This is a genomic window from Streptomyces echinoruber (assembly GCF_014651135.1).
GTDB lineage: Bacteria > Actinomycetota > Actinomycetes > Streptomycetales > Streptomycetaceae > Streptomyces > Streptomyces echinoruber.
On the sequence record NZ_BMWH01000012.1, the window covers coordinates 93,276 to 114,791 of the forward strand.

15 protein-coding genes and 1 pseudogene are annotated in these 21,516 nt (G+C 72.8%); 8 read left to right on the forward strand and 8 right to left on the reverse strand.

Features of this window, described 5'->3' with window-relative positions:
- Positions 1-102: 102 nt before the first annotated feature.
- From IE225_RS16075 to IE225_RS16090, 4 genes are all read right to left on the reverse strand, one after another.
- Complete coding sequence (locus tag IE225_RS16075) at positions 103-3,423, reverse strand: TIM-barrel domain-containing protein (protein ID WP_190058198.1); 3,321 nt, start codon at positions 3,421-3,423, stop codon at positions 103-105.
- A complete protein-coding gene (locus IE225_RS16080; RefSeq protein WP_190058199.1) occupies positions 3,420-5,816 on the reverse strand; it encodes a beta-L-arabinofuranosidase domain-containing protein in 2,397 nt (798 codons plus the stop codon). The genes IE225_RS16075 and IE225_RS16080 overlap by 4 nt, the downstream gene beginning before the upstream one ends.
- A 626-nt stretch (positions 5,817-6,442) precedes the next feature.
- Positions 6,443-6,643 (reverse strand): hypothetical protein, encoded by a 201-nt coding sequence (locus tag IE225_RS16085; protein ID WP_190058200.1) that lies wholly within the window; start codon positions 6,641-6,643, stop codon positions 6,443-6,445.
- A gap of 230 nt (positions 6,644-6,873) precedes the next feature.
- Positions 6,874-7,116, reverse strand: coding sequence for a hypothetical protein (locus IE225_RS16090; RefSeq protein WP_190058201.1), 243 nt, complete (start codon positions 7,114-7,116; stop codon positions 6,874-6,876).
- 370 nt (positions 7,117-7,486) lie between these two features.
- On the opposite strand from IE225_RS16090, the gene IE225_RS16095 reads away from it, so the two are divergent.
- On the forward strand, positions 7,487-8,395 hold the full coding sequence (locus IE225_RS16095; RefSeq protein ID WP_190058202.1) for a hypothetical protein: 909 nt from the start codon (positions 7,487-7,489) through the stop codon (positions 8,393-8,395).
- A gap of 278 nt (positions 8,396-8,673) precedes the next feature.
- On the opposite strand, the gene IE225_RS16100 is transcribed toward IE225_RS16095, so the two are convergent.
- Positions 8,674-9,165 carry an Hsp20/alpha crystallin family protein gene (locus IE225_RS16100; RefSeq protein ID WP_190058203.1) on the reverse strand — a complete coding sequence of 164 codons (492 nt, stop codon included), beginning with the start codon at positions 9,163-9,165 and terminating at the stop codon, positions 8,674-8,676.
- A gap of 225 nt (positions 9,166-9,390) precedes the next feature.
- Between IE225_RS16100 and IE225_RS16105 the strand changes: the two genes are divergently transcribed.
- Entirely contained in the window at positions 9,391-10,953 is a 1,563-nt protein-coding gene (locus IE225_RS16105) for an MFS transporter (RefSeq protein ID WP_190058204.1), read from the forward strand.
- Between the two features lie 63 nt (positions 10,954-11,016).
- On the opposite strand, the gene IE225_RS16110 is transcribed toward IE225_RS16105, so the two are convergent.
- On the reverse strand, positions 11,017-11,391 hold the full coding sequence (locus tag IE225_RS16110) for a hypothetical protein (RefSeq protein WP_190058205.1): 375 nt from the start codon (positions 11,389-11,391) through the stop codon (positions 11,017-11,019).
- Between the two features lie 936 nt (positions 11,392-12,327).
- On the opposite strand from IE225_RS16110, the pseudogene IE225_RS34235 reads away from it, so the two are divergent.
- Positions 12,328-12,438, forward strand: a pseudogene (locus tag IE225_RS34235) (IS21-like element helper ATPase IstB); the annotation flags it as partial.
- A gap of 117 nt (positions 12,439-12,555) precedes the next feature.
- Here the strand turns inward: IE225_RS34235 and IE225_RS16120 are convergent.
- Entirely contained in the window at positions 12,556-13,137 is a 582-nt protein-coding gene (locus IE225_RS16120) for a GNAT family N-acetyltransferase (RefSeq protein WP_190058206.1), read from the reverse strand.
- A gap of 879 nt (positions 13,138-14,016) precedes the next feature.
- Here IE225_RS16120 and IE225_RS16125 point away from each other — a divergent pair.
- Both IE225_RS16125 and IE225_RS16130 read left to right on the forward strand, forming a co-directional pair.
- Complete coding sequence (locus IE225_RS16125; RefSeq protein ID WP_190058207.1) at positions 14,017-14,583, forward strand: TetR/AcrR family transcriptional regulator; 567 nt, start codon at positions 14,017-14,019, stop codon at positions 14,581-14,583.
- 102 nt (positions 14,584-14,685) lie between these two features.
- Positions 14,686-15,921, forward strand: coding sequence for a MalY/PatB family protein (locus IE225_RS16130; RefSeq protein WP_190058208.1), 1,236 nt, complete (start codon positions 14,686-14,688; stop codon positions 15,919-15,921).
- Between the two features lie 134 nt (positions 15,922-16,055).
- On the opposite strand, the gene IE225_RS16135 is transcribed toward IE225_RS16130, so the two are convergent.
- Complete coding sequence (locus IE225_RS16135) at positions 16,056-16,919, reverse strand: two pore domain potassium channel family protein (protein WP_229879605.1); 864 nt, start codon at positions 16,917-16,919, stop codon at positions 16,056-16,058.
- Between the two features lie 517 nt (positions 16,920-17,436).
- Here IE225_RS16135 and IE225_RS16140 point away from each other — a divergent pair.
- The 3 genes from IE225_RS16140 to IE225_RS16150 all read left to right on the forward strand — a co-directional run bounded on the left by IE225_RS16140 (position 17,437) and on the right by IE225_RS16150 (position 21,406).
- On the forward strand, positions 17,437-18,921 hold the full coding sequence (locus IE225_RS16140) for an extracellular catalytic domain type 1 short-chain-length polyhydroxyalkanoate depolymerase (protein WP_190058209.1): 1,485 nt from the start codon (positions 17,437-17,439) through the stop codon (positions 18,919-18,921).
- 234 nt (positions 18,922-19,155) lie between these two features.
- Positions 19,156-20,658 (forward strand): 3-hydroxybutyrate oligomer hydrolase family protein, encoded by a 1,503-nt coding sequence (locus tag IE225_RS16145; RefSeq protein ID WP_190058210.1) that lies wholly within the window; start codon positions 19,156-19,158, stop codon positions 20,656-20,658.
- A gap of 439 nt (positions 20,659-21,097) precedes the next feature.
- Positions 21,098-21,406: an alpha-amylase inhibitor gene (locus IE225_RS16150; protein WP_229879606.1), complete on the forward strand. Its 309-nt coding sequence runs from the start codon at positions 21,098-21,100 to the stop codon at positions 21,404-21,406.
- The last annotated feature ends 110 nt before the right edge of the window (positions 21,407-21,516 follow it).

Sequence of the window (21,516 nt, forward strand, 5' to 3'; positions counted from 1 at the left end):
GCNCGCGGCCGGCCACCGGGAAGGGCAGGTGGCCGGCCGCGGCGCCGTGACGGTCGTACGCCCCGTCCGGCAGGGGCGATCGCAGGTGCCGGGGGTGACCGTTTACCTGTAGGTGAGGGAGACCGGGGTGCGTACGCTGCGCGCGGGGACCGTGACGGTCAGCGTGCGGGCCGATCCGTCCCACGTGTACGCGCGGGAGGACAGGGAGCGGCCGTCGGCGGTGACGGCGTCGGGCGGTGCGGTGACCCCGAGGATCCTGAAGGTCCATTCCCGTCGGGGCACCTGCCCCCGGAACGAGCCGGAGGCGGGGGAGACGCGCACGGTGCGGGCGCGGCCGGTCTCCGTGTAGCGGATCCTGGTCGTCGCGTGCTCGGAGGGCCGGGTCGTGGTGCCGTCGTCCTCGTACAGGGTGAAGGAACCGGACGCTCCCGCGGCGATGTTGAGGGTCACCTCGGTCAGGGGCGACTTCGCGTCGTGCGCGGCGGCGTCCGTCCGCGTGGGCATGATCCCGCCCGCCCTGACGAACACCGGCATGGAGTCCAGGCCGGTCGTGACGCGCCGGGTGGTGCCGCCCTCGTAGGTCCGGCCGGTGAAGTAGTCGGTCCACCTGCCGGGCGGGAACCACACGGACGTGGTCGCCGTGGTCCCGGGCGTGGTCACCGGCGCCACCAGGAGGTCGGGCCCGTACAGGTACTCGGTGCCGGCCGTCGCGTAGGCCCGGGGCTCCTCGGGGTACTCCAGGTACATCGCCCGCACCACCGGCACTCCGGTGGTGCTCGCTTCCTGGGCGAGGGTGTAGGTGTACGGGACGAGGCTCTCGCGCAGCCTCAGGAACGTGTCCGCCGAGGCCCGCGCCGCACTGCCGTACTGCCAGGGCAGCCGGTCGCTGTGGTTGCTGTGCAGGCGGTCGATCGGCTGGAAGGTGCCGAACTGGACCCAGCGGGCGTACAGGTCGTCGGGCAGCTTCTTCGTGCGGTGCGTCTGCCCGTCGGCGGTGTAGGTCTCGGAGCCCTGCAGGCCCGTGGTGTCGTTGTGCCCGCCGATGTCGTGGCTGATGGCGGACAGGCCCGTGGCCGCGGACTCGGCCGCCGTGTAGCCGACTTCGGCCGCGAGGGTGCCCCAGGTGGAGGAGGTGTCTCCGGTGAAGTGGAGGGTGGTGCGCTTGTCGGCCCAGGGGCCGGTGGGCAGGCCCGACGGGCCGCTGTAGGGGCCGGACTGCAGCGATCCGTGGGCCCGGGAGATGACGAACCCCCGGCCGACGGTCCGGTCGGCGGCCGCGGCGTACTGCTGGTTGATCCACGCGTCCGGGGTGACGCCCTGCAGCGAGGACCGGGAGGCGTCGCAGCACCAGTCCAGCCACCAGAAGTCGTTGCCCTGCTCCTCCAGGGAGCGGTGCAGGTCCATATAGGCCTTGAGCTGGTCCGGGTCGCCGAAGTCGAACGTGTAGCAGGCGGCACCCGATCCGGAGGAGCATCCGGCCTTCCGCAGCTTGCCCTTGGCCGTGGCCATGGCCGCGGGGAACTGGGGGTCGGTGTCGAGGATGCTGGGGTGGGTGTTGAGGGTGGTGTGCAGGCCCTGCGCGTGGGCCCAGTCGAAGAACCCCTTCGGATCGGGGAACTTGGCCGTGTCGATCTCCCAGCCGTTCCAGGTGTCGGGGGACTTGAAGTCGGTGTCGACGACGAGCACGTCGAGCGGGACGTCCTCGGAGCGGAAGGCGGGCAGGATGGTCTTCTGGTAGTCGGCCGCGGTGCGGTCGATGTACTCGGAGTACCACACGCCGTAGGCCCAGCGGGGCAGCAGCTTGCTCGGCCCGGTCAGGGTGGCCAGGTCGGACAGCCCCCGCTGGTAGTCGTGGCCGTAGCCGAAGAGGTACCCGTCCTGGTAGGGCCGGTCGCCGTGGCCGGGCCGGGGGGAGACCTTCCGGGCGGCGGGGTCGTACACCGCCGTCTGCGTGTCGTCGAGCAGGTACCAGCCGTCCCGGTGGAGCAGCCCGGGCGTCGTGCGCACGGCGCCCCGGTCGCCGTCGACGCCGTCGAGGCTGCGGCGGTAGCCGCCGAGCGCCAGGTGCGGGTCCGGTGCGGGCGCGTCGCGCCGCGTCACCGCGAGCGTGTCGGCGTTGACGTGGCAGCTCGCCGCGTCCGGGCAGTGCAGCGTGAGGGTGTCGGCGCCGGCCTTGAGCGACACGGGCACGGAGACGGTGCGCCAGGTGTCCCAGTCGTCGGTCGCGGGCAGGGAGAGCCGCTGCTCGTCGCCGCCGGCCCGCAGGACGGCCGTGCGCGTCTCGTGGCGGCCGTCGCCGCCGGTGCCGTTGGCGTAGCGCAGGTGCAGGGAGTACGTGCCGTCGGCGGGGACGTCGGCGACGCGCACGGACAGGTCCGAGCCCTGGGTGAGTTCGGCGACGAAGCCCTTGCCGGAGAAGTTGCCGTGGTCGCTCGCCACGACCGCCGATCCGGTGGTGCGGCCCGTCTCGGCCTCGCAGCTCGTGCCGAAGCGGCAGTCCACTATCGCCCGTGCGGCGGACGAGGGGTACGTGGCCTGCGGGCTCAGCAGCGCGACGCTGTCGACGTTGACGTTGCCGGAGTCGCCGGGCGTCCGCTTCAGCGACACCGCGTGGCGGCCCGCGGACAACTGGATGGGCACCGACGCCACGGACCAGTCCTCCCAGCCGCCGGTGGCCGGCAGGCGGAACGTCCGGTCCCTGCCGTCCACCGAGAGGGTCAGGGTCCGCGTCTCGTGCCGGCCGTCGCCGCCGGTGCCGTTGGCGTAGCGGGAGGCGAGCGCGTAGGTGCCCGCGGCGGTGACATCGATGTCGGCGGTCAGCGTGTCGCCCGTGTTCTCGAAGCCGGCGACGAAGCCCGGGCCGGTGAAGCCCGCGTGGTCGGAGGCGGTCGCAACACCGCTGTACGACAGGTCCTCCGCCTCGCACAGCGCGCCGGCGGCGCAGGTGAGGTGCTGCCACGGGGCGGCGGTCACCGGCCGGTCGCCGGCGGTGACGTCGACCGTGAGGTTGTCGGTGGTGAACGGGCCCGAGCCCACCTTGTACCGCAGGGTCAGGGCGCTCGTCCGGAGCGTCAGCCAGCCGTCGGACGTGGTGGCCGTGAACGGCGTCCGCGCGAAGTCCCCCCGGCCGATCGCGTGGAAGGTGAGGGCGTCGAGGAAACCGCCGTCCCCCGCGTACTCGGTGCGCACGAGAGTCGGGGAGAGCACCTCGAAGCGGGCGTCCCCGGACCGTACGGTCGGCGGCTGCCGGAGCGGCCGGCCCTCCGCCGCCGCCGGGGCCTGGCCCGACCAGGCGGCCGTCGTCGCCACGACGCCGGCGAGCGCCGCGGCGGACACCCAGCGCAGCCGCCTGCGGCCCCCGTGCCCCGGGGCCGCGGCACGCACCCCCGGCACCGGGCTCCGCGGTCTGAACGCCTTGGTCATACCAGCCTCCACAGGTGGTCGTCGGTGCCGTTGTCGTCGAACTGGACGACTGCCGCGCTGTTGTCGGTGGACATGCCGGCCACGCCCAGCACCTTGCCGCTGTGCCTGTTCAGGACGCGGAACCAGCCGTCGCCGTCGTCGAGGAGTCGCCACAGGTGGTCGTCGGTGCCGTTGTCGTCGAACTGGACGACTGCCGCGCTGTTGTCGGTGGACATGCCGTCGACGCCCAGCACCTTGCCGCTGTGCCCGTTGCGTATCACGCACCAGCCGTCGCCCCGGTCGAGGAACTGCCAGGCGTGGTCGCCGGTCGGGGTGTTGTCGAACTGGACCACCCGCGCGCCGTTGGCGGTGGCCATGCCGTCCACCGCGAGGACCTTGCCGCTGTGCTTGTTCAGGACGCGGCGGAAGGGCGCCGGCACAGTCCAGGCGTGGCCGTCGGCGGCGACGGTCGGGAAGACGGTGACGCGCAGCCGGGCGGCGCCCATCGGAACGAGGGTGACCGTCTCGGTGGCCGCGTCGCTGCGGGCCGGGCTCTGCTGAAGGGGCGTCACGACGTGTTCGTCGTCGCCGGTCCACTCGGGGATGCGGCGGGCCGGCACGGTCATGCGCACCGGAGTGCCCTCGTGCGTGAAGGGGTTGGCCGCGAGCGGTCCGTCCGTGCGGCTGAACTTCGGTGTGGCGCCGGCCAGGAGCCCGTAGTTCCAGGGGGTGGTGGCGTGCACCTCGTACTCCGGGAAGGCGTCGGTGCCGGCGTAGCGGACGTAGTCCTCGCCGATGAGCAGCGAGTAGGTGAGGGGACCGCGGTCGACGCTGACCGCGCCGTGCTGGGCCGGCCAGGTGCGCACCGTGGTCCGCTGGGGCAGATGGAGGACAACGTTGTCACCATGCGACCAGGTGCGGTCGATCCTGAGGAACGCCGGTCCCGGACGCCCCGGCACGTCGCGCCCGTTGACCGTGACGCGGGGGTCGGCGCACCAGCCGGGGATGCGCAGATGGAGCGGGAAGGACACCTTTCCCGGGGTCGACAGCGTCAACTCGACCGTGTCGTCGAACGGGTAGTCGGTGTCCTCGGTGACGGTGACCCGCGTGCCCTGCGCCACCGTGGCCGTGACGCGGCAGGCGGCGTACAGGGCGGCGGCCAGCCCGCCGTCCGGGGTGCCCAGCCACAGTTCCTCACTGAAGTACGGCCAGCCCATGCCGTAGTTGTGCGGACAGCAGCGGTACTGGTCGACGCCGGGCTGGTAGGCCTGCATGGCGAAGCCGTTCTGGAACTGGCCCTCGGACTTGACCCTGTTGTCGAGGTCGACGCTGTTGGCGCTGGTGATGTAGTGCACGGCCCTGCCCCGCGGGTCGAGGGCGGCGGGCAGCAGGTTGAAGGCCAGGTCCTCGCACCGGTCCGCCCACACCGGGTCGCCGGTGATGCGGGTGAGCAGCTCGTGGCTGGCCATGAACTCGACGATGCCGCACGTCTCGAAGCCCTGCCGGGGATCGGTGAAGCCGGGGCGGCAGTTCTCGTCGCCCGCGAAGCCGCCGCCGGGGAACTGCCCGAAGGTCCCCATCACCGCGTCGTAGGTGCGGTAGGCGGCCCGGGTGAGCGCGGCGGAACCGGAGCACCGGGCGTACTGGGCCGGCTCGCGGAAGCCCTGCGCGATGTTGACGTTGTGGAGCGTCGGGAGGCTTCCGGTCCAGTCGGCGCCGTGGGTGTGCATCCGGTCGGCCAGATCGAGCAGGAAGGCGTCGCCGGTGCGCTCGTACAGCCACAGGCACACGTCCAGGCCGTCGCCCCAGCGGTAGGAGACCCAGCCGTGCGCGAACGCGTTCTCGCCCTGCCGGTTCACAAAGGCCAGGAAGCGGGTGAGGAAGGGCAGGATCCGCCGGTCGCCGGAGTACTCCTGCCAGGTGCGCAGCGCCATCAGCAGCGGCAGGAACGGCCAGAAGTCGGGGCCGCCGTCGAGTGCGGTGCGCAGGGCGCGGGGGCCGAAGAAGCCGTCGCTCTGCTGGGTGGCCAGGACGGCGTCGATCCAGCGGCGGGCGGTGGCGAGTGCGCCCGCGTCGCGGGTGGCGATGGCCAGGGGCACGTAGCCGCGCAGCCAGTACGGGACCTCCTCCCAGCCGTCCTTGTCCGGGTGGACCCAGCCGGTGGTGTCGAGGTCGAGGAAGTGGGAGCGCTGTGCGTAGCGTCCGCACAGGCCGCCGAGCTGCAGGCCGAGCTGCCGGGCCAGCCAGCCGCGCGCCGTGATGCTGCCGGGCGGGAGCCGGGAGAACGCGGCCGGGACGAGCCCGGACGAGGCGCGGGCGTGTGCGGCGGCCGCCGGTCCGAGGCGGCCGGCCAGTGCGGTGGCGCCGAGAGCGAGGGCGGAGGTGGTCAGGAAATGCCGTCTGTCGAGCGTCATGCAGGCGACTCCTGTGGGGGGTTCGGAGACGGGGTGGTCACGGGTGCGACCCGCCCTCGCCCCGTGAGGGGCGGACCGCACGGAGGGGTGGGAACCGGTCGTGCCTCGAGGCCGGCCGGGCCGGGAGGCGGGTGCGGATCTGTCCGAGGCTCGCTGCGTGTTTTGAACAACGTTGGAAACAGGGGCAGTTGGCATGAGAACACGCCTCCTGCGCGCTGTCCAGGTGTGCGGCAGCCTCCTGCCTCCCACCGAACCGGCCGTCGGCCGACTTGACTTCGGTCCCGGTCGCGGCCGTGCTTCCCTTGAAGGCGGCGATCAGCAGGGGAGCGGGGTGCCGGGAGCCGTCGTATCAGCCGTCGTTCCCGTCACCGGGCAGGCGGGGGGAGTCGAGCAGGCAGGGGAGTCGAGCAGGCAGGGGAGTCGAGCAGGCAGGGGAGTCGAGCAGGCGGGGAAGTCGAGCAGGCGGGGAAGTCGAGCAAGCGGGGAAGTCGAGCAGGCGGGCGGGCCGGACAGGCACCGGCCGAGCGTGCCGGAGCACAGGGGCGCGGTGGCGTCCCGCGGCAGCACGCGGGCGTCCCCGCCGGGCCGCCGGCCCCCGGACCGCGACGGAGATGCCCCGGCCCGGTTCAGGAGCCGGGCCGGGTGTCACGGCCCTCGAAGGAACGCCGGACCGCGGCCCCTTCGTCCTTTGTCAGGCCGGAGGAGTCCGGCAGTTCGAGGACGGCGGCGCAGTGCTCGCACAGCGTGCCGTCGCCGGACGGGGACGCGGGGCGGCTGCCGCACGCCTTGCACCTCACGCCGCCCGGTTCACCGTTCTGCTCCGCCATCGCGCACTCCTTCCACGAACGACGCCGGCCGGCGACCGGTCCGCGCAGGCGGGTTCCCGGATTCCCCGGAACATCCCCCTGTTCCTGCCCGCCGGTGTTCTCGCTCCCGGCCTGTACGAGGACTGGAGGGCCTTCCGTCGGCAGAGCAGACCCGGCTGCCTCCGCCCCCGGCACGCGGCGCCGCGTGGGCCGCGTGGGCCGCGTGGGCGGGGTGGGTTGCGCGGGCCGGGTCAGGACGAGCCGCCGCGCCCGTCGCCGAACCGCCTGAGGGCAGCCGGCCTTCCGGACGCCATCGAGGCGAAGACCATGCCGAACAGGGTCCAGGCGGTCGCGTCACCGATGGCACCGATGGCGCCGACGGCACCGGGGGCGTCGTCGCGCTCCGCGGCTGCCTCCTCCGGAACGGGCCGTACATCCCGGGTGCCGGAAGAAGGCACGTCGGGCCAGAAGAACACGTCCGTCTCCGCAGCCACTTGTCCTCCGCATCGTCGTGGCCGCGCGCAGGACCGACCACCTGGCACGGCCCATGCCGCTTGATGACCGCCGCCCGGGAAACGGGCATCGCCGACCGTGCCACGCCGGGCACGCCGGTGTCTTCGGCGCGCGCCGCGCCGCGCACCCGCCATCACCCGGACGGATCAGCGCGGCCGGTTCCCGCCGTCACCGGCGGCACGCTGCGGCAATCCGGCGCGTGCGGGCCCGCCGGCCGCGCCCCGCCGAGCAATCTTGGCGAAGGTCGCGCAGGATGGTGCCGGCCACCTGGCGACGGACCCCGCCGAAGCACCGCCCCGCCTTTCACGCGGCGGACCGCCGCCCGCTCGATCCTTGCCTCAGGGAGCCCGCATGGCAGTGACGACGGAGGAACTCGTACCGGCACTGGAGGACGTGCGCCAGGCCCATGCCGCGGTCTTCGACCGGTTCCGGGCGGACGCGGCGGTCACCCCGCCGGGCCCCCACCGGGACCTGCTCGAACGGGGGGCCGCCGAGGCCCAGGACGGCCTGCGGCGCGTCCAGCACCAAGTGCGCGACCTGCGGCCCCGGGGAGCGCTCGGCACCGCGGCCGGTGTGACGCGGTGGGTGTCGCGGGGCGCGGTGCGTACGGTGATGCTGCCGGTGACGCTCGGGTCGAAGGCCGTCAGAGGGGCGCTGCCCGGTGGCGGCCCGGCCGACGCGCGGCAGTTGCTGAGGAACGCGGAGGACGAGTACGCGGCTGCGGCGCGGGCGCTGGCGGCCTGCCGGGCCGGAGAGGTCCTCGCCGAGGAGGCGGACGACCGGGCCACCGCCGAACTGCTCGGCTCACTGCGCCGCCGGGACGAGGAGCTGTTGCGGACACTGGAGGACAGCCTCACCCGCCAGGCCCGCGCCGTGGCGGCGGCCGCCGACGGCTTCCGGCCGGGGGAGGGAAACGGCGGCGGTCTGGCCGGAACCACGGCGCGGACCGTGCGGACCGTGGTGGGCCGCGCACGTGACCTCACCCGGCGCGGTGACCGGCGGACCGGCGGTCCGGCCGGGGGCGCGGATCTCGCGGAGGCCGAGACCGGCCCCGTTCCCGAACAGGTCCTGGGAGCCGTCCGGCACGAGGACGAGCTGCCGATCCACGGGTTCAGCCAGCTCAGCACGGAGCAGATCAAGCGCCGGCTGCCCGCGCTGTCCCCGGCGGACCTGGCGGTGATCGAGACCTATGAGCGCACCCATGCCCACCGCAAGGGGGTCCTGGGCGCCATCGAGCGGCTGCGCCGGCAGGAGCCGTAACCGGAAGACCGGTCCCGGGAGGTCCGGTACGGCCCGGAAGGTTCGGGTACGGCCCCGGGAGGGTTCGGGTGCGGCCCCGGGAAGGCCGCACGGCCGCGGACGAACGGCGCTGTCCGCGCCGCGCGGGCGGGCGTCGCGAGCGCGGCGAGGCCGCCCCGGGACCTCGCGGTGTCCCGGAGCGGCTTCTTCGGAAGGCCTCGAAAGGCTTCGGAAGGCTTCGGAAAGCCTCGGAAAGCCTCGGAAAGCCTCGAAAGGCTCAATCCCGGAAGCCGGAAGGCTCAGTCCCCGGAGGAGATCGTGACGCGGCGCGGCTTGCCGGTCTCCGCCTTGGGCACCTCGACGGTCAGCACACCGTCGCTCAGCGACGCCTCGACGGACTCGGCGTCGATCTCGCCGGGCAGTACGGCGCGGTACTCGAACCGTCCGGTCCGCCGGGTGCGGTGGCGCAGGACACCGGTGCGCTCGCGCTCCTTGAACTCGCCGGTGACGACGATCTCCCGGTCGGTCATCTCGACGGTGATGTCCTCGCGCCGGACGCCCGGGACGTCGACCTCGATCGTGTAGGCGTCGTCGGTCTCCTCGATGTCGGCCGCCGGCGTCCAGGCCATGCCCTCCGCCAGGGGCGTCAGGGCGCCGCCGACGGTGGATTCCAGCAGGGTGCCCAGGCGGCCGAAGAGGTCGTTGAACTCGGCGAGCGGGTCCGTCGTCCAGCCGGGGAACCGCCGCTCGGCGGGCCTGCCGGGGGTGCCGCGTCGTATGGGCAGGGTCATCCTGATTCACCTCCGCGCGATATGTGTCGTTTTCCGCATTTTCTCCGCCTTTTGCCGGGTTTCCTGGCGGCGGTGTCCGACACCGTCGGGCCCGGCCCGGTGGTGCGGGGCGTACAGCCGATCGTGCGTCCGCTATGCCGAATTGCATCTGTTTGATGCATTTTTGGTGGGCAATACGAGAGGTACCCACCACGGGTATGGGCAGGGCTGAACCGGGAGGTCGCCATGAGCGGCGCAGTCGGGATCGACGCAGAAGCCACGCCGATACGCAGCACGGTGCCGCAGCGGATGGACCGGCTGCCGTGGAGCGCCTTCCACTGGAGGGTGGTCATCGCCCTGGGCATCACCTGGGTCCTGGACGGCATAGAGATCACGGTCGCCGGGTCGATCGCGGACCGGATCCGCGACACGCAGACCCTCGGCTTCTCCGCCTCGCAGGTCGGACTGACCGCCAGCATCTACCTGCTGGGCGAGGTCGTCGGGGCGCTGGTGTTCGGGCGAATGGCCGACCGGCTGGGGCGCCGGAAGCTGTTCATCGCCACCCTGGGCGTCTACCTGATCGGCAACGGCCTGACCGCGCTGTCGATGAACTTCGCGTTCTTCGCGGTCACGCGGTTCGTCGCGGGCATGGGCATCGGCGGCGAGTACGCCGCCCTGAACTCCGCGATCGACGAGCTCATCCCGAGCCGGCACCGCGGCCACGCGGACCTCGCGATCAACGGAACCTACTGGCTCGGGGCCATGATCGGCGCCGCGGCCAACCTGCTCTTCCTCAACCCCGACATCTTCTCCCTCGACCTCGGCTGGCGCCTCGGCCTGCTGGTCGGCCCCGCCATCGGCCTGGCGATCTGGGGTCTGCGACGCAACATCCCGGAGAGCCCGCGCTGGCTGCTCACCCACGGGCATCCGGAGGAGGCCGAACAGGTCGTGACCCGCATCGAGCAGGACGTGGTCAGGCACGGGGCACGGCTGGAGCCGGTGCCCGAGGAGGCCGCGATGGAGTTCCAGCGCCGCAAGCCGGTCTCGTACGGCGAACTGGCCCGGGTGCTCTTCCGCGACTACAAGCAGCGCTCCTTCCTCGGCTTCATGCTGATGGTGACGCAGTCGTTCCTCTACAACGCGATCTTCTTCACCTACGCGCTGATCCTGGCCGAGTTCTACGGCATCAAGGGCGGCGCCGTCGCGTACTTCATCTTCCCCTTCGCGGTGGGCAACCTGCTCGGGCCGCTCGTTCTGGGCCGGTTCTTCGACACCGTCGGCCGCCGCATGATGATCGGCGGCACCTACTGCGTGTCGGGCGTCCTGCTGTTCGTCACCGGGTGGCTGTTCGCAGAGGGCGCGCTCAACGCGGTCACCCAGACCGTCCTGTGGTGCGTGATCTTCTTCATCGCCTCGGCGGCGGCCTCCTCGGCGTACCTGACGGTCAGCGAGATCTTCCCGATCGAGATGCGGGCGCAGGCGATCTCCTTCTTCTTCGCGGTGTCGATGCTCTTCGGCGGCGTCGTCGCTCCCTGGCTGTTCGCCACGCTCATCGGCGACGGGGACAGCGCGTGGCGGGTCTTCGCCGGGTACGCGGTCGGCGCCGTGCTGATGGTCCTCGGCGGTGTGACGGCCCTGGTGTGGGGCGTCGACGCGGAACGCAAGTCCCTGGAGAACGTCGCCGTGCCGCTCTCCGCCGTGGCCGTCACCGTGGGGGAGACCGCGGCCGGCGGGCTCACCGGCGGCCTGACGGCCCACGTGCGCCGGACACCGAAGGACGTGACGAAGCAGGACTACTTCCGCGCCTAGAGGACGGTCCCCGAGGGCGCCGGCCGCCGGCGGCACCGGCCGCGGGCCGTCGGCGCACCGGCGTCACCGGCGCCGACGTTGCCAACGGCGCCACGCCACCATCGCCGCCACACCGGCGAGGGCGCACCCGACGCCCACCGCGTTTCCCACGGCGACGTCCCGGGCCCGGTCACCGCCGAGCGCCAGCCCGGCCCCCAGCAGCCCGGCGAGATACGCGCAGAAGGCGACCGCCAGGTCGATCCACGGCAGCCGGACCTGCCCGCGCGCCCGTTTCGGCGCACTGCCCGGTCCCGGCCCCCGGGCAGCCGTCCGCCGCCGGCGCCGCAGCCCGGCAGCACGTGTCCACGGCCCCACCATGCCGGCGTCCTCGTCCTCGGCGTACTGCGCCTCCGCCTTCCCCCGGGTCTTCGGCAGAAACGCCGCCGTCCCCGGCCGCACCGGACGACCGGGACGGGCCGGACGCGGGCCGGGCCGTCACCGGGACCCCGCCGCGGCTCGCGCCCTGCGCCTCACGCCCGCGGGCGGCCCCGTCGTGCCGACCCTGCGGGCCGCCGCGCCCACCCCGTCCGCCCGCCGAGGAGGAGCCCGATGCGGCCGTATGAGCTGACCCTCGCGGCCGCCGCCGAGGCGATGTGACGGCGGAAGCTGTCCCCGGCCGAACTGGTCGGCTCCGCGCTCGGCCGGATCGAGCAGGTCCAGCCGCGCCTCACCGCCTGTGTCACCGTCCCGCCGACCGGGCCCGCCGGGCGGCCCACGACGCCGAGCGGGCGCTCGCGGACGGCCGCGTGTTTGTGGCAGGTTGCAGTGGCCCCACTTCGGCAAGTTCTTTTGGCTCCACCTTGATCGACATTGGATTTGACCCCACCTGTCCGGCTAGGTGACGACATGCCCTTGTCCGAGTGAACGGTGTGAGCCGCCTGCCCGATCCCGACAGGGTGTGTCCGTCGTTCACGGTCATGTCGGAGGCCGTGCCGTTGGTCGTGGCCGTGTCGGGAGGCCAGGGTGGGCTTGTCGCGTGTTGAGCCGTTCGACACATCCGCCAGGACGTGCGTCTTGATCCGTCGCTCCCGCAGCGGGCTCTGGCGAAGAAGTACGGAGTCCACCGGCGGCCGGCGAGGCAGGCGATCGCATCGGCGATCCCGCCGCCGCGGAAGGTGCCTCGCAGGAAGTTCCGCATCCTGGCTCCGGCGGTGGGCTGGATCGACGCGATGCTGCGGGAGGACCTGAGGGCTCCGCGCAAGCAGAAGCACACCGTCGAGCGGATCGTGCAGCGGCTGGCGGAGGAGCATGACTTCGACCAGGCGTCGTACTCGTCGGCGCGGAACTACGTGCGCGAACGCCGCCCGGAGATCGCGGCCGAGGGGGCAGGAACAGGTCAACACCCTCGCCGACCCGGCCTGGGTGAAGGCCGGCCTGCCGTTCTGCCTGATCGGTGACTCCGGCACCGGCAAGTCCCACCTGCTGATCGGGATCGGCACCGACAGCTTCCGCCTGCCCCAGACCCAGGAGAAGCGCCGCCGCACATACTGACCTGCGTCTGTCGGCGGGCCGGGACCGTTCACCGGTGCCCCGGCTCGCCGGCCACCGGCCGGTTGGCGGCCATCACCAGAGTTTGTCGATCTCCCCTGGATACAGCTCGATGCGGGAGTGCTGGAACGACGCCTGCGCCTGACGGCCCGCAGCCGAGAAGAAGTCCGACATCGTGACCTTGTCGAAGCCGGGCTGATCGCTGGGGAAGGGAGTCTGCGGTGTTCCTCCGATGAGTACGGCTCCCGGGAGCACACGCCAGCCGGCGCTCTCATAGAACGCCTGCAGCGGGCGATCACACGTGAACAGACCCAGGTCCAGGCCCTGGGCGATCATCCTCTCCCGCGCCGCTGTCACCAGCTGCCGGCCATACCCACGGCCACGTGCCTGCTTGCTCGTCACCACCGTGCTCAGCCCACCAGCAGAAAAGCGCCGGCCGGCATGGACGATCTCTTTGAACAGGATGTCCAGCGCGGCCAGCACGGTCCCCTCCTCCACAAGCAGCATCGACAACGGGCGCAGTGCAGGATCGTGGGTCGGGGTGTCAACAGGAGCGTCCGGCCCGGACTCGGACGGCCATGCCTGCTCCTGGATCTCTCTCACCTGGACACGCAAGTCGGCGGGAGTGGCTGCTTCTGGGAACGACAGGATCTGCACGCGCCGATTGTGCTCACGCCCCGCGCAAGCGCAAGCGATTTGAACGATGGTGATCACGCTCGGCTACAAGATCAGTACAGGAAGGGCCGAGGCTGGACCCCACAAGGGCCCAGCCTCGGCCACGTCGGGCCCTGCCGTTCTCCGCCGACCGAGCCAATGCCTCTGCCTGTCGTCCACCGCGGATCGGGGAATCCGACGGTCCCGGATCGAGCACGGGTCGAGATCCTGCGGTCCGGTCAAGCCTGTCGGGAGCTCGCCGTCCGGTTCGGATCCGATGCATCACGCTACCGTCCCGGCCCCCCACTGCCGCCAGGCAACCCATCCGAACGGGGTGGGGCCAAAACAACCTGTCACAAACAGCCGCGCGCACGGACCCCTGCGCGGCGCCCCGATGGGCCTGAAGGACATCATCGACGTCGCCGGAGTGGTCACCCCTCGCCGAGGCCTTCCTGCTGCGGGTGGGGCGTGCCTACGAGCGGACGCGGCCGGCGCGGGAGGTGGCCCCGGTGGTCTGAGGCGGGCCGAACGAGGCCGTACGGCACGCCGCTGGGGGGTGGGAGAGCACCCTCCGTCCCGGCGAGCGGCCCAGTGGCTCGGCGGCCCGATGGCCTGGTGCCTGGTGGGCCGGTGGGCCGGTGGCTTCAGTGTCCGTCGCCGGGCCCCGCTGGGCCATACGCCCGCACGGAGCAGGTCCGCCAGCGCCCGCAGTCGGGGCGCGATCGTGTGGTTCCAGCGGTTTTCCGGCATGGCGGCGACCTTCCTCGCGGGAACACTAAAGCTAATCCTTAGGTTTAGTGAGGCCGGGTCGATGTCCGGCTAAAAGTAATTCCTTTGCCTTAAGGGCTTAAGGGTGGAAGTCATGGCTTTAAGGTGAAGATCATGAGTCGCAAGCCGATGGTGCGCCCCGGCGGGCGCAGCGCCCGGGTCCAGCAGTCGGTGCATCAGGCCGTGCGCGACCTCACCTCCGAGGTGGGCCGCGACGCCCTGACCGTGCCGCTCGTCGCCGCGCGTGCCGGAGTGACCCCGTCGACCATCTACCGCCGCTGGGGCGACCTGCAGGAGCTGCTGTCCGACGTGGCGGTGGAACGGCTGCGCCCCGATGCGCCCCCCGCGGACCACGGCGACCTCGCCTCGGACCTGACAGCCTGGGCCGAGGAGTTCCTGGAGGAGATGTCCTCTCCCCCCGGCCGCGCCTACATCCGCGACGCCCTGCTCGGGGACCCCGACGGCACCAACGCCGGGCAGTGCTCCGCCTACGCCGCCGAGCAGATCGACGTCATCCTCGACCGGGCGGCCGCCCGGGGACAGCGGGCGCCGGACGTCGAAACCGTCCTCGACCGGGTCGTCGCCCCGATGATGTACCGCATCCTCTTCCGCTCCGGGCAGTTGGACGCCCGCTACGCCCGCCGCCTGGTGACCGGCCTGCTCGGCGGGCAGGACTCCTGACCCGCCCCGGCCGGCGCCCGCGACCGGCCGGGGCCGCGCGGTCGCAGGCGGACACTTCCGCACTCCTGCGCAAGGCCCGGTCCGCTGTCTACGCTCGGCCCCATGCCGGATGACCTGGACGACCTGGACGACCTGTACGGCTCGGGCGACCTGTACGGCTCGGACGACCTGTACGGCTCGGACGACCTGAAAGACCTGGACGGTCTCACCGTATCGACGCTGTCGCGCCGCCCCGGTCTGAAGTGGGCCGCGGCCACCGCCCGCGGGGCACTGCCGGCCTGGGTCGCCGACATGGACTTCCCCGTGGCCGAGCCCGTGCGGACGGCCCTCGTCGAAGCGCTGGGGCACGACCTGGGATACCCCTGGTGGGACGGCCGGGAAAATCCGCTCGTGGAGGCGTTCGTGGCGCGGATGACGCGGCGGTACGGATACGCGCCGCAGCCGGCGAACGTGCGGGTGTTCACCGAGGTCGTACAGGCGGTGCAGGCGGTACTGCATGTCGCGACCGAGCCCGGGGACGCGGTGGCGGTGCACACGCCCGCGTATCCGCCGTTCCTGGAGACGCTGGAACGCATGGGGCGGCGCCTGGTGCCGATACCGATGGTGGACACCGGAAGCGGCTGGGGCTTCGACCCGGAGCGGTTCGCGGCGGACGTCTCCCGCCGACGGTGCCGGGCGTTGATCCTGGTCAACCCGCACAACCCGACCGGCCGTGTGTTCACCCGTGCCGAGCTGTCCGCCATGGCGGAGGTGGTGCAGCGCCACGATCTGCTCGTCATCGCCGACGAGATACACGCGGATCTCGTGTATCGGCCGCACGAGCACCTGCCGTTCGCCGCGCTCGCCCCCGAAACGGCCCGGCGGACGGTGACCATGACCTCGGCGAGCAAAGCCTTCAATCTGGCCGGGCTGCGTTGCTCGGTCGCCGACGTCGCCGTCGCACGGGTGCGCGACGCTCTCGACGCGCTGCCGCCCCTGCTGCTGGGCCAGCCGGGCAACGCCGGGGTGCTCGGCACGCTCGCGGCATGGCAGCACGGCGACGCCTGGCTCGAGGAGGTGCTCCGCCTCCTGGACCGCAACAGGCGCCTGGTCGCCGCCGGACTGCCGGACACCGTCCGGCTGCACCTGCCGGAGGGGACCTACCTCGCCTGGACGGACTGGCGCGGGCTGGGGCTCGGGCCCGATCCCGCGACGCCGCTCCTCGACCGGGCCCGCGTCATGCTCGGCAACGGACCGGACTTCGGACCGGGCGGCGAGGGGTTCGCCCGCCTCAACTTCGCCACCTCCCGGCCGGTCCTCGAAGAGATCCTGGCCCGGCTGCGCTCGGCCGTCGCCTGAGCCGCTGCCCGAGCCGCCCGTCCGAGCCGGGGCGCGGCGCGTACGCCCGGCGGCGGCAGTCCGCTCGGCGTCCCGCCCCGCCCCGGAACGGGCGCAGGCCGGCGGGACCGCCCTTCTCGGAGCAGGCTCCGGCTTCAGGGCTGCGTGCGGCCGTGGTCGGCGGGGTAGGCGGCGAAGACCTCCGCCGGTGTGTCACCCGTGTGGAGGAAAAGCCGGTCGAGGACGGCGGCGAGGTCCTTCAGCGCGCCCGCGAGCAGATCGCCTGCCAGCCGCACCTCCGGCCGCCGTGCCACCTGTCCGCGCCGGGCGAGGGTGGAGACGTAGTCGATCATGACCGCCGGCGAGGAGCGGTCCTCACCGTCGTGGAAGTAGTACGCCTCGGCGTACTGGGTGAAGTCGGTGCGGACGCGCACGACTTCAGTGGCCAGGCCGTCCAGCAGCAGCGCCCCCGCGGTGCAGTCGATCTGCTGCGTCACCGAGTCGGAGCCGCGCAGTACCGCCGGCCGGACGGCCAGGACCCTCCTGCGGATCAGCGCCGGATGGATCTCCGGCACCCAGGAGACCGTGGCCGTCAGTAAGGCGAAGCCGACGAGGGACTCCAACGGCGACATCAGGCGGAGCCGGCCCTCGCCGGGTGCGATGTCCCCCAGTTCCAGGGTGGTCACCAGGACGAGCGACGGGTGCACGGAGTCCAGCAGCGCCGGTTCCTGTGCCGCCTCGGAACCGGGTGAGAAGGTGAACGCCCCCGGCATGTGGGGCCAGTGGATGACGGCCCAGCCGAGGACGACGGTGGCGGCCCACATGCCCGCGACCGTGACCATGGCGAGCGGTCCGGCGAGTCCGACCACGCGCCTGCGGGCGCGCAAGCGCCGGGCCAGTCGCCACAGCGTCGTCATGACGAGGCGGCTCAGGCCGCCGTGGCGGGTGGGGTGCCAGAGGGTGTGGAACAGGTCCCGCAGGGTGATCATGACGAGCCCGGTGCCGACCAGCGAGATCAACCACTTCCTGCACGCCTCCCGCGGCCCTGTCGGCGAAAGCGGAGCTCCGTTCTCGAAGTCCCCGGCTCCAAACTGACGGATCGTGCGGCGGACGCGGGGCTCGGCACGCCCGTCCGGGCCGATCGACCCGCCTTGCGGAGGGCCGGTACGAACGCACGGGCCCCTGACCGGCGGGGACACCGCCCAGGGGAGTGCGACAGGACGGCCCGGGGGGAGCGCGACAGGATGGCCGAGGAAGCGTGACAGGGCGACAAGTCCGGTTCCAGAACCGGGACTTCACCCCCGCCTGCCGTCGCCCGCCGTGCCGCGGACGGACGTGCCGCTAGCAGGCCGGACGGCGACCGCGCAATCCGTGGGAGGCCGACCGGCGCGAGCCCCCCTGTGGTGCCCGGCACCATGTCGCCGGGACACGCCTGGTTCTACGGTTCCGCACGCCGGGTGCCTCCGGCGCACGGCGACGCGCCGGCGACCCCACAGGACCGCGCACGCATCCGGCGTCCAGCGAAGGAGCCGCCCCATGCCAGTGCCCCCGCCCCCACCCCAGGAACGGCCCCGGGACCGGTGGAGCCGTCTCGTGCCCCGCCTCCTCGCCGTCCTCGCCCTCGTCCTCGGCGCCGCTCTCGCCGGTCCCGCGCCCGCCGCGCACGCCGCGGTCGCGCTCACGCGGGTGACCGGATTCGGCTCGAATCCGGGAGCGTTGAACATGTACGTGTACCGGCCGGCCTCGCTGCCCGCGAACCCGCCCGTGGTCGTCGCGCTGCACGGCTGCACGCAGAGCGCGCAGGTCTACGCGGACAACTCCGGGCTGCCCCGGATCGCCGACCGCGACGGGTTCCTGCTGGTGTTCGCGGAGACCACCTCCTCGAACAACCCGAACAAGTGCTTCAACTGGTTCCAGGCCACCGACAATCGGCGCGGCCAGGGCGAGGCCCTCTCGATCCGGCAGATGGCCGGTCACGCCGTCTCGGCCTACGGGGCGGACCCCCGGCGGGTCTACGTCACCGGCCTGTCCGCGGGCGGTGCCATGACCGCGGTGGTGCTCGCCACCTATCCCGACGTCTTCTCGGCCGGCGCGATCGTCGCGGGCCTGCCCTACGACTGCACGAAGGACAACAGCCCCTACACGTGCATGAACCCCGGGGTCGACCTCAGCCCGGACGAGTGGGCCCGGCGGGTGCGCGACGCGTACCCCTCGTACACCGGGCCGTGGCCGCGCGCCGCCATCTGGTACGGCGACCGGGACACGACGGTCGTGCCGCGCAACGCCACCGAACTGCGCGACCAGTGGACGGCCCTGCACGGGCTGTCCCAGACCCCCACCCGTACCACGGACATCGGGCCCGACGCCACCCGGCACGACGAGTACGTGGCCCCCGACGGCACGGTCGCCGTCGAGGTCGACCGGGTCCCCGGCATCGGCCATGGCACCCCGGTCGACCCCGGCACCGGGCCCGAGCAGTGCGGCAGCACCGGCGCCCCGTACTTCCCGGCCTCGATCTGCTCCAGCCACTGGATCGCCCGGTTCTTCGGTCTCGGCGAACCGGGGACGGGAACAGGCTCGCTGCCCGCGCCCACCGGGCTGGCGGTGACCGGAGCCACGGACACCGGCATCAGCCTGAGCTGGAACGCGGTGAGCGGTGCCGCGGACTACGTGGTCTACCGTGACGGCACCCCGGTCGGGACGACCGGCGGCATGTCGTACACGGACACCGGCCTGCAGCCGGGGAGTTCGCACGGCTACGCGGTCGCCGCCCGGGACGCCGCCGGTACGGCGGGAGCCCGCTCGGGGACGATCACCGCCACCACCACCGGCGGTGCGGCCGCCTGCTGGACGGGCAGCAACTACGCCCACGTGCAGGCGGGGCGGGCCACCACCAGCGGCGGCTACACCTACGCCAAGGGCTCGAACCAGAACATGGGCCTGTACAACATCTTCGTCACCCACACCCTGAAGGAATCACCCACCGGCTACTACACCATCGCCGACAGCGGCTGCCCCTGATCCGCATGCAGCCGGCACGCAACCGGCGTGCAGTCGGCGCACAGCCAGCACGCAGCCGGCACGCAGTCGGCGCCCACCACCGTCGTATTCGGTGAGGTGAATGGCCCGCCATGGTGTCCGGAACCCTTGTCCGGGCCGCCGCCATGGCGGGCCCACACATGTGCAGTGTGGTGATCGCGCCCCTAGCCTCCGGCTCGTCCATCACTCGTTCACCACTCGACTCGGAGGTACCGGATGCTCCCACCCCGCACGGCCACCGCCCCACCCCGCGGACGGCCCCGGCGGCGTGCCGTTCTCGGCGCGCTGTCGCTCGCGGCCGCCTGCTCGCTCGTCCCCGCCCCGGCCGCCGCGGCGCCCGCCGCCGGCGCGGAGGCAGCACCGGGCGGCCACTGCGCCGGACGCGCCCTGCTGCGGGTACCGGGCGCGGCCCACCAGCAGGCCGACTGCCTGGACGAGCTGACCACCGCCGGAACGGTGGCCTCCGGCCACACCGACCCGGCCGACTTCGCGGGGCTCACCCCCAAGGACCTGCCCACGCCGAGCGGTGTCCCCGGCATCCAGATCGACGGCTACTTCCCCGACACGTCGACCACCAACACCAACCACGGCTGGAACCACGACGCGCAGTTCGTCATCCGGCTTCCCGACCGCTGGAACGGCGGCCTGGTGGTTTCCGGGACACCGGGCAACCGCGAGCAGCACGCCAACGACCGCGCGATATCCGACTGGGTGCTCGCGCGCGGTTACGCCTTCGCCGCCACCGACAAGGGCAACACCGGCCTCGCCTTCCACCGCGACGGACGCAGGCCCGGCGACGCCATCGCCGAATGGAACACGCGCCTCACCCAGCTCACGCGGGCCGCCCGTGCCGTCGTCGCGCAACGCTACCGCCGTGCTCCCGCCCGCACCCTCGCCACCGGCCTGTCCAACGGCGGCTACCTGGTGCGCTGGCAGCTGGAGAACCACCCCGAGCTGTACGACGGCGGGGTGGACTGGGAGGGCACCCTGTGGCGCTCCGACGGCCCCCACCTGCTCACCTTCCTGCCGCCCGCGCTGCGCCACTACCCCGTGTACGCCGCCGGCGGGCCCGGAGCCGAGAACGCTCTGAGGGCCCTGCACCAGGCCGGCTATCCGGCGGGCTCGGAGTTCCTGTGGCCCTACCACCACCAGGTCTACTGGGACCTGACCCAGCGCATCTACCGCGAGGAACTGGACCCCGGCTACGACGGGGCGACCGAGGCGGGCACCCCCTTCTGCGCCTCGGGCACCCCCGGCTGCGACGCCGACTACGACTACGCCACCCGGCCGGCCGCGGTCCGCCGCGCCGTCGACCGCATCGCGCTGACCGGACGCATCGGCAGACCGCTGATCACCCTGCAGGGCACGCTCGACGTGCTGCTGCCCATCAGCCAGGACTCCGACGTGTACGCCCGTATGGTGCGCGAGGCCGGGCGGGGAGCCCTGCTGCGCTACTACCGCATCGAGGACGGAACGCACACCGACTCGCTGGTCGACGCCTTCCCGGACCGGCTCCGCCCGATGGTCCCCTGCCACCGCTCCGCCTTCGAGGCGCTGGAGAGGTGGCTGACCGGCAAGGGCCTGCCTCCCGCCGACCACACCGTCCGGCGCCCGGTCGGCGCGGATGCCGCGACCCTGCTCACCAGCTGCCCGCTGGGCCGGGGTTCGTCCTCGTGGACCACCGGGCGGTGGCACGCGGCGGGCGGCACGCCGTCGTGAACCCACCGGCCGGGAGCGGGAGTCGCCGCGCCCGCCGCCCCGCGGGAGAGCCGCCCGGTCCGCGGGACCGCGGTTCCGCATGCCCGCCCGGCTTCCTGCCGCGACAACTCTCGTTCCCGTCCGGTTGCAGCCGCCCGAGAGCCCGGTCGGCGTTCGGGGCCGCTGCCTGGCCGAACGGGGCGGGCCCGCCGGGCCGCACTGAAATGGTTGAAGCGTCACCTCGGCAGCGGACGCGGCCGACGCCGCGTTCCCGCAGCTCACGGCGTTCCACCCGTGCAACGACCGGACTGTCCGAAAGCGGGCGCCGGGCGTTGTGCGCAGTCCTGCACCCCTGGAACCTTCAGGTCCTGAACGCATCATGCGCTCGTGCGCGGCGACTGTGTGGATTTCCTGTACGCGCCCTGGAACAGGATCGAGGAGTGAAGCAGTGCAGAGGTGGATGAAACGGTCTGTGGCGACCACGGGACTCGTCACGTCTTTGATCCTCCCGTTCGCCCTTCCGGGAGCGGCCTCGGCCGCGCCCCGGGCGTTCGAGGCGGCCCCGTCGTGCGTGGTGATGCACGAAAGCTGGCGGTACACCAGCGCCGCCAACAACTGCGCCGACACGGTGAGCGTGGCGGTCGTCTACCAGGACGGCGCGACGAGCCCGTGCCGCACGCTTCCGCCGGGCGCGGTCAGCACGGTCGGCGAGGGATACCTCGGCGAGCACGGTCACGCCGACCACCTCGCCGTCTGCGAACCGTCGTGACGGGTGCTCGTGCCCCGGCCGCAGGCCCACGGGACCGCTCCAGGAGAACCGGGGGAGCCGGTGGCCGGTGGCCGGTGGCCGGTGACCGGGGGAGTCGGGGGCCGGGGCGC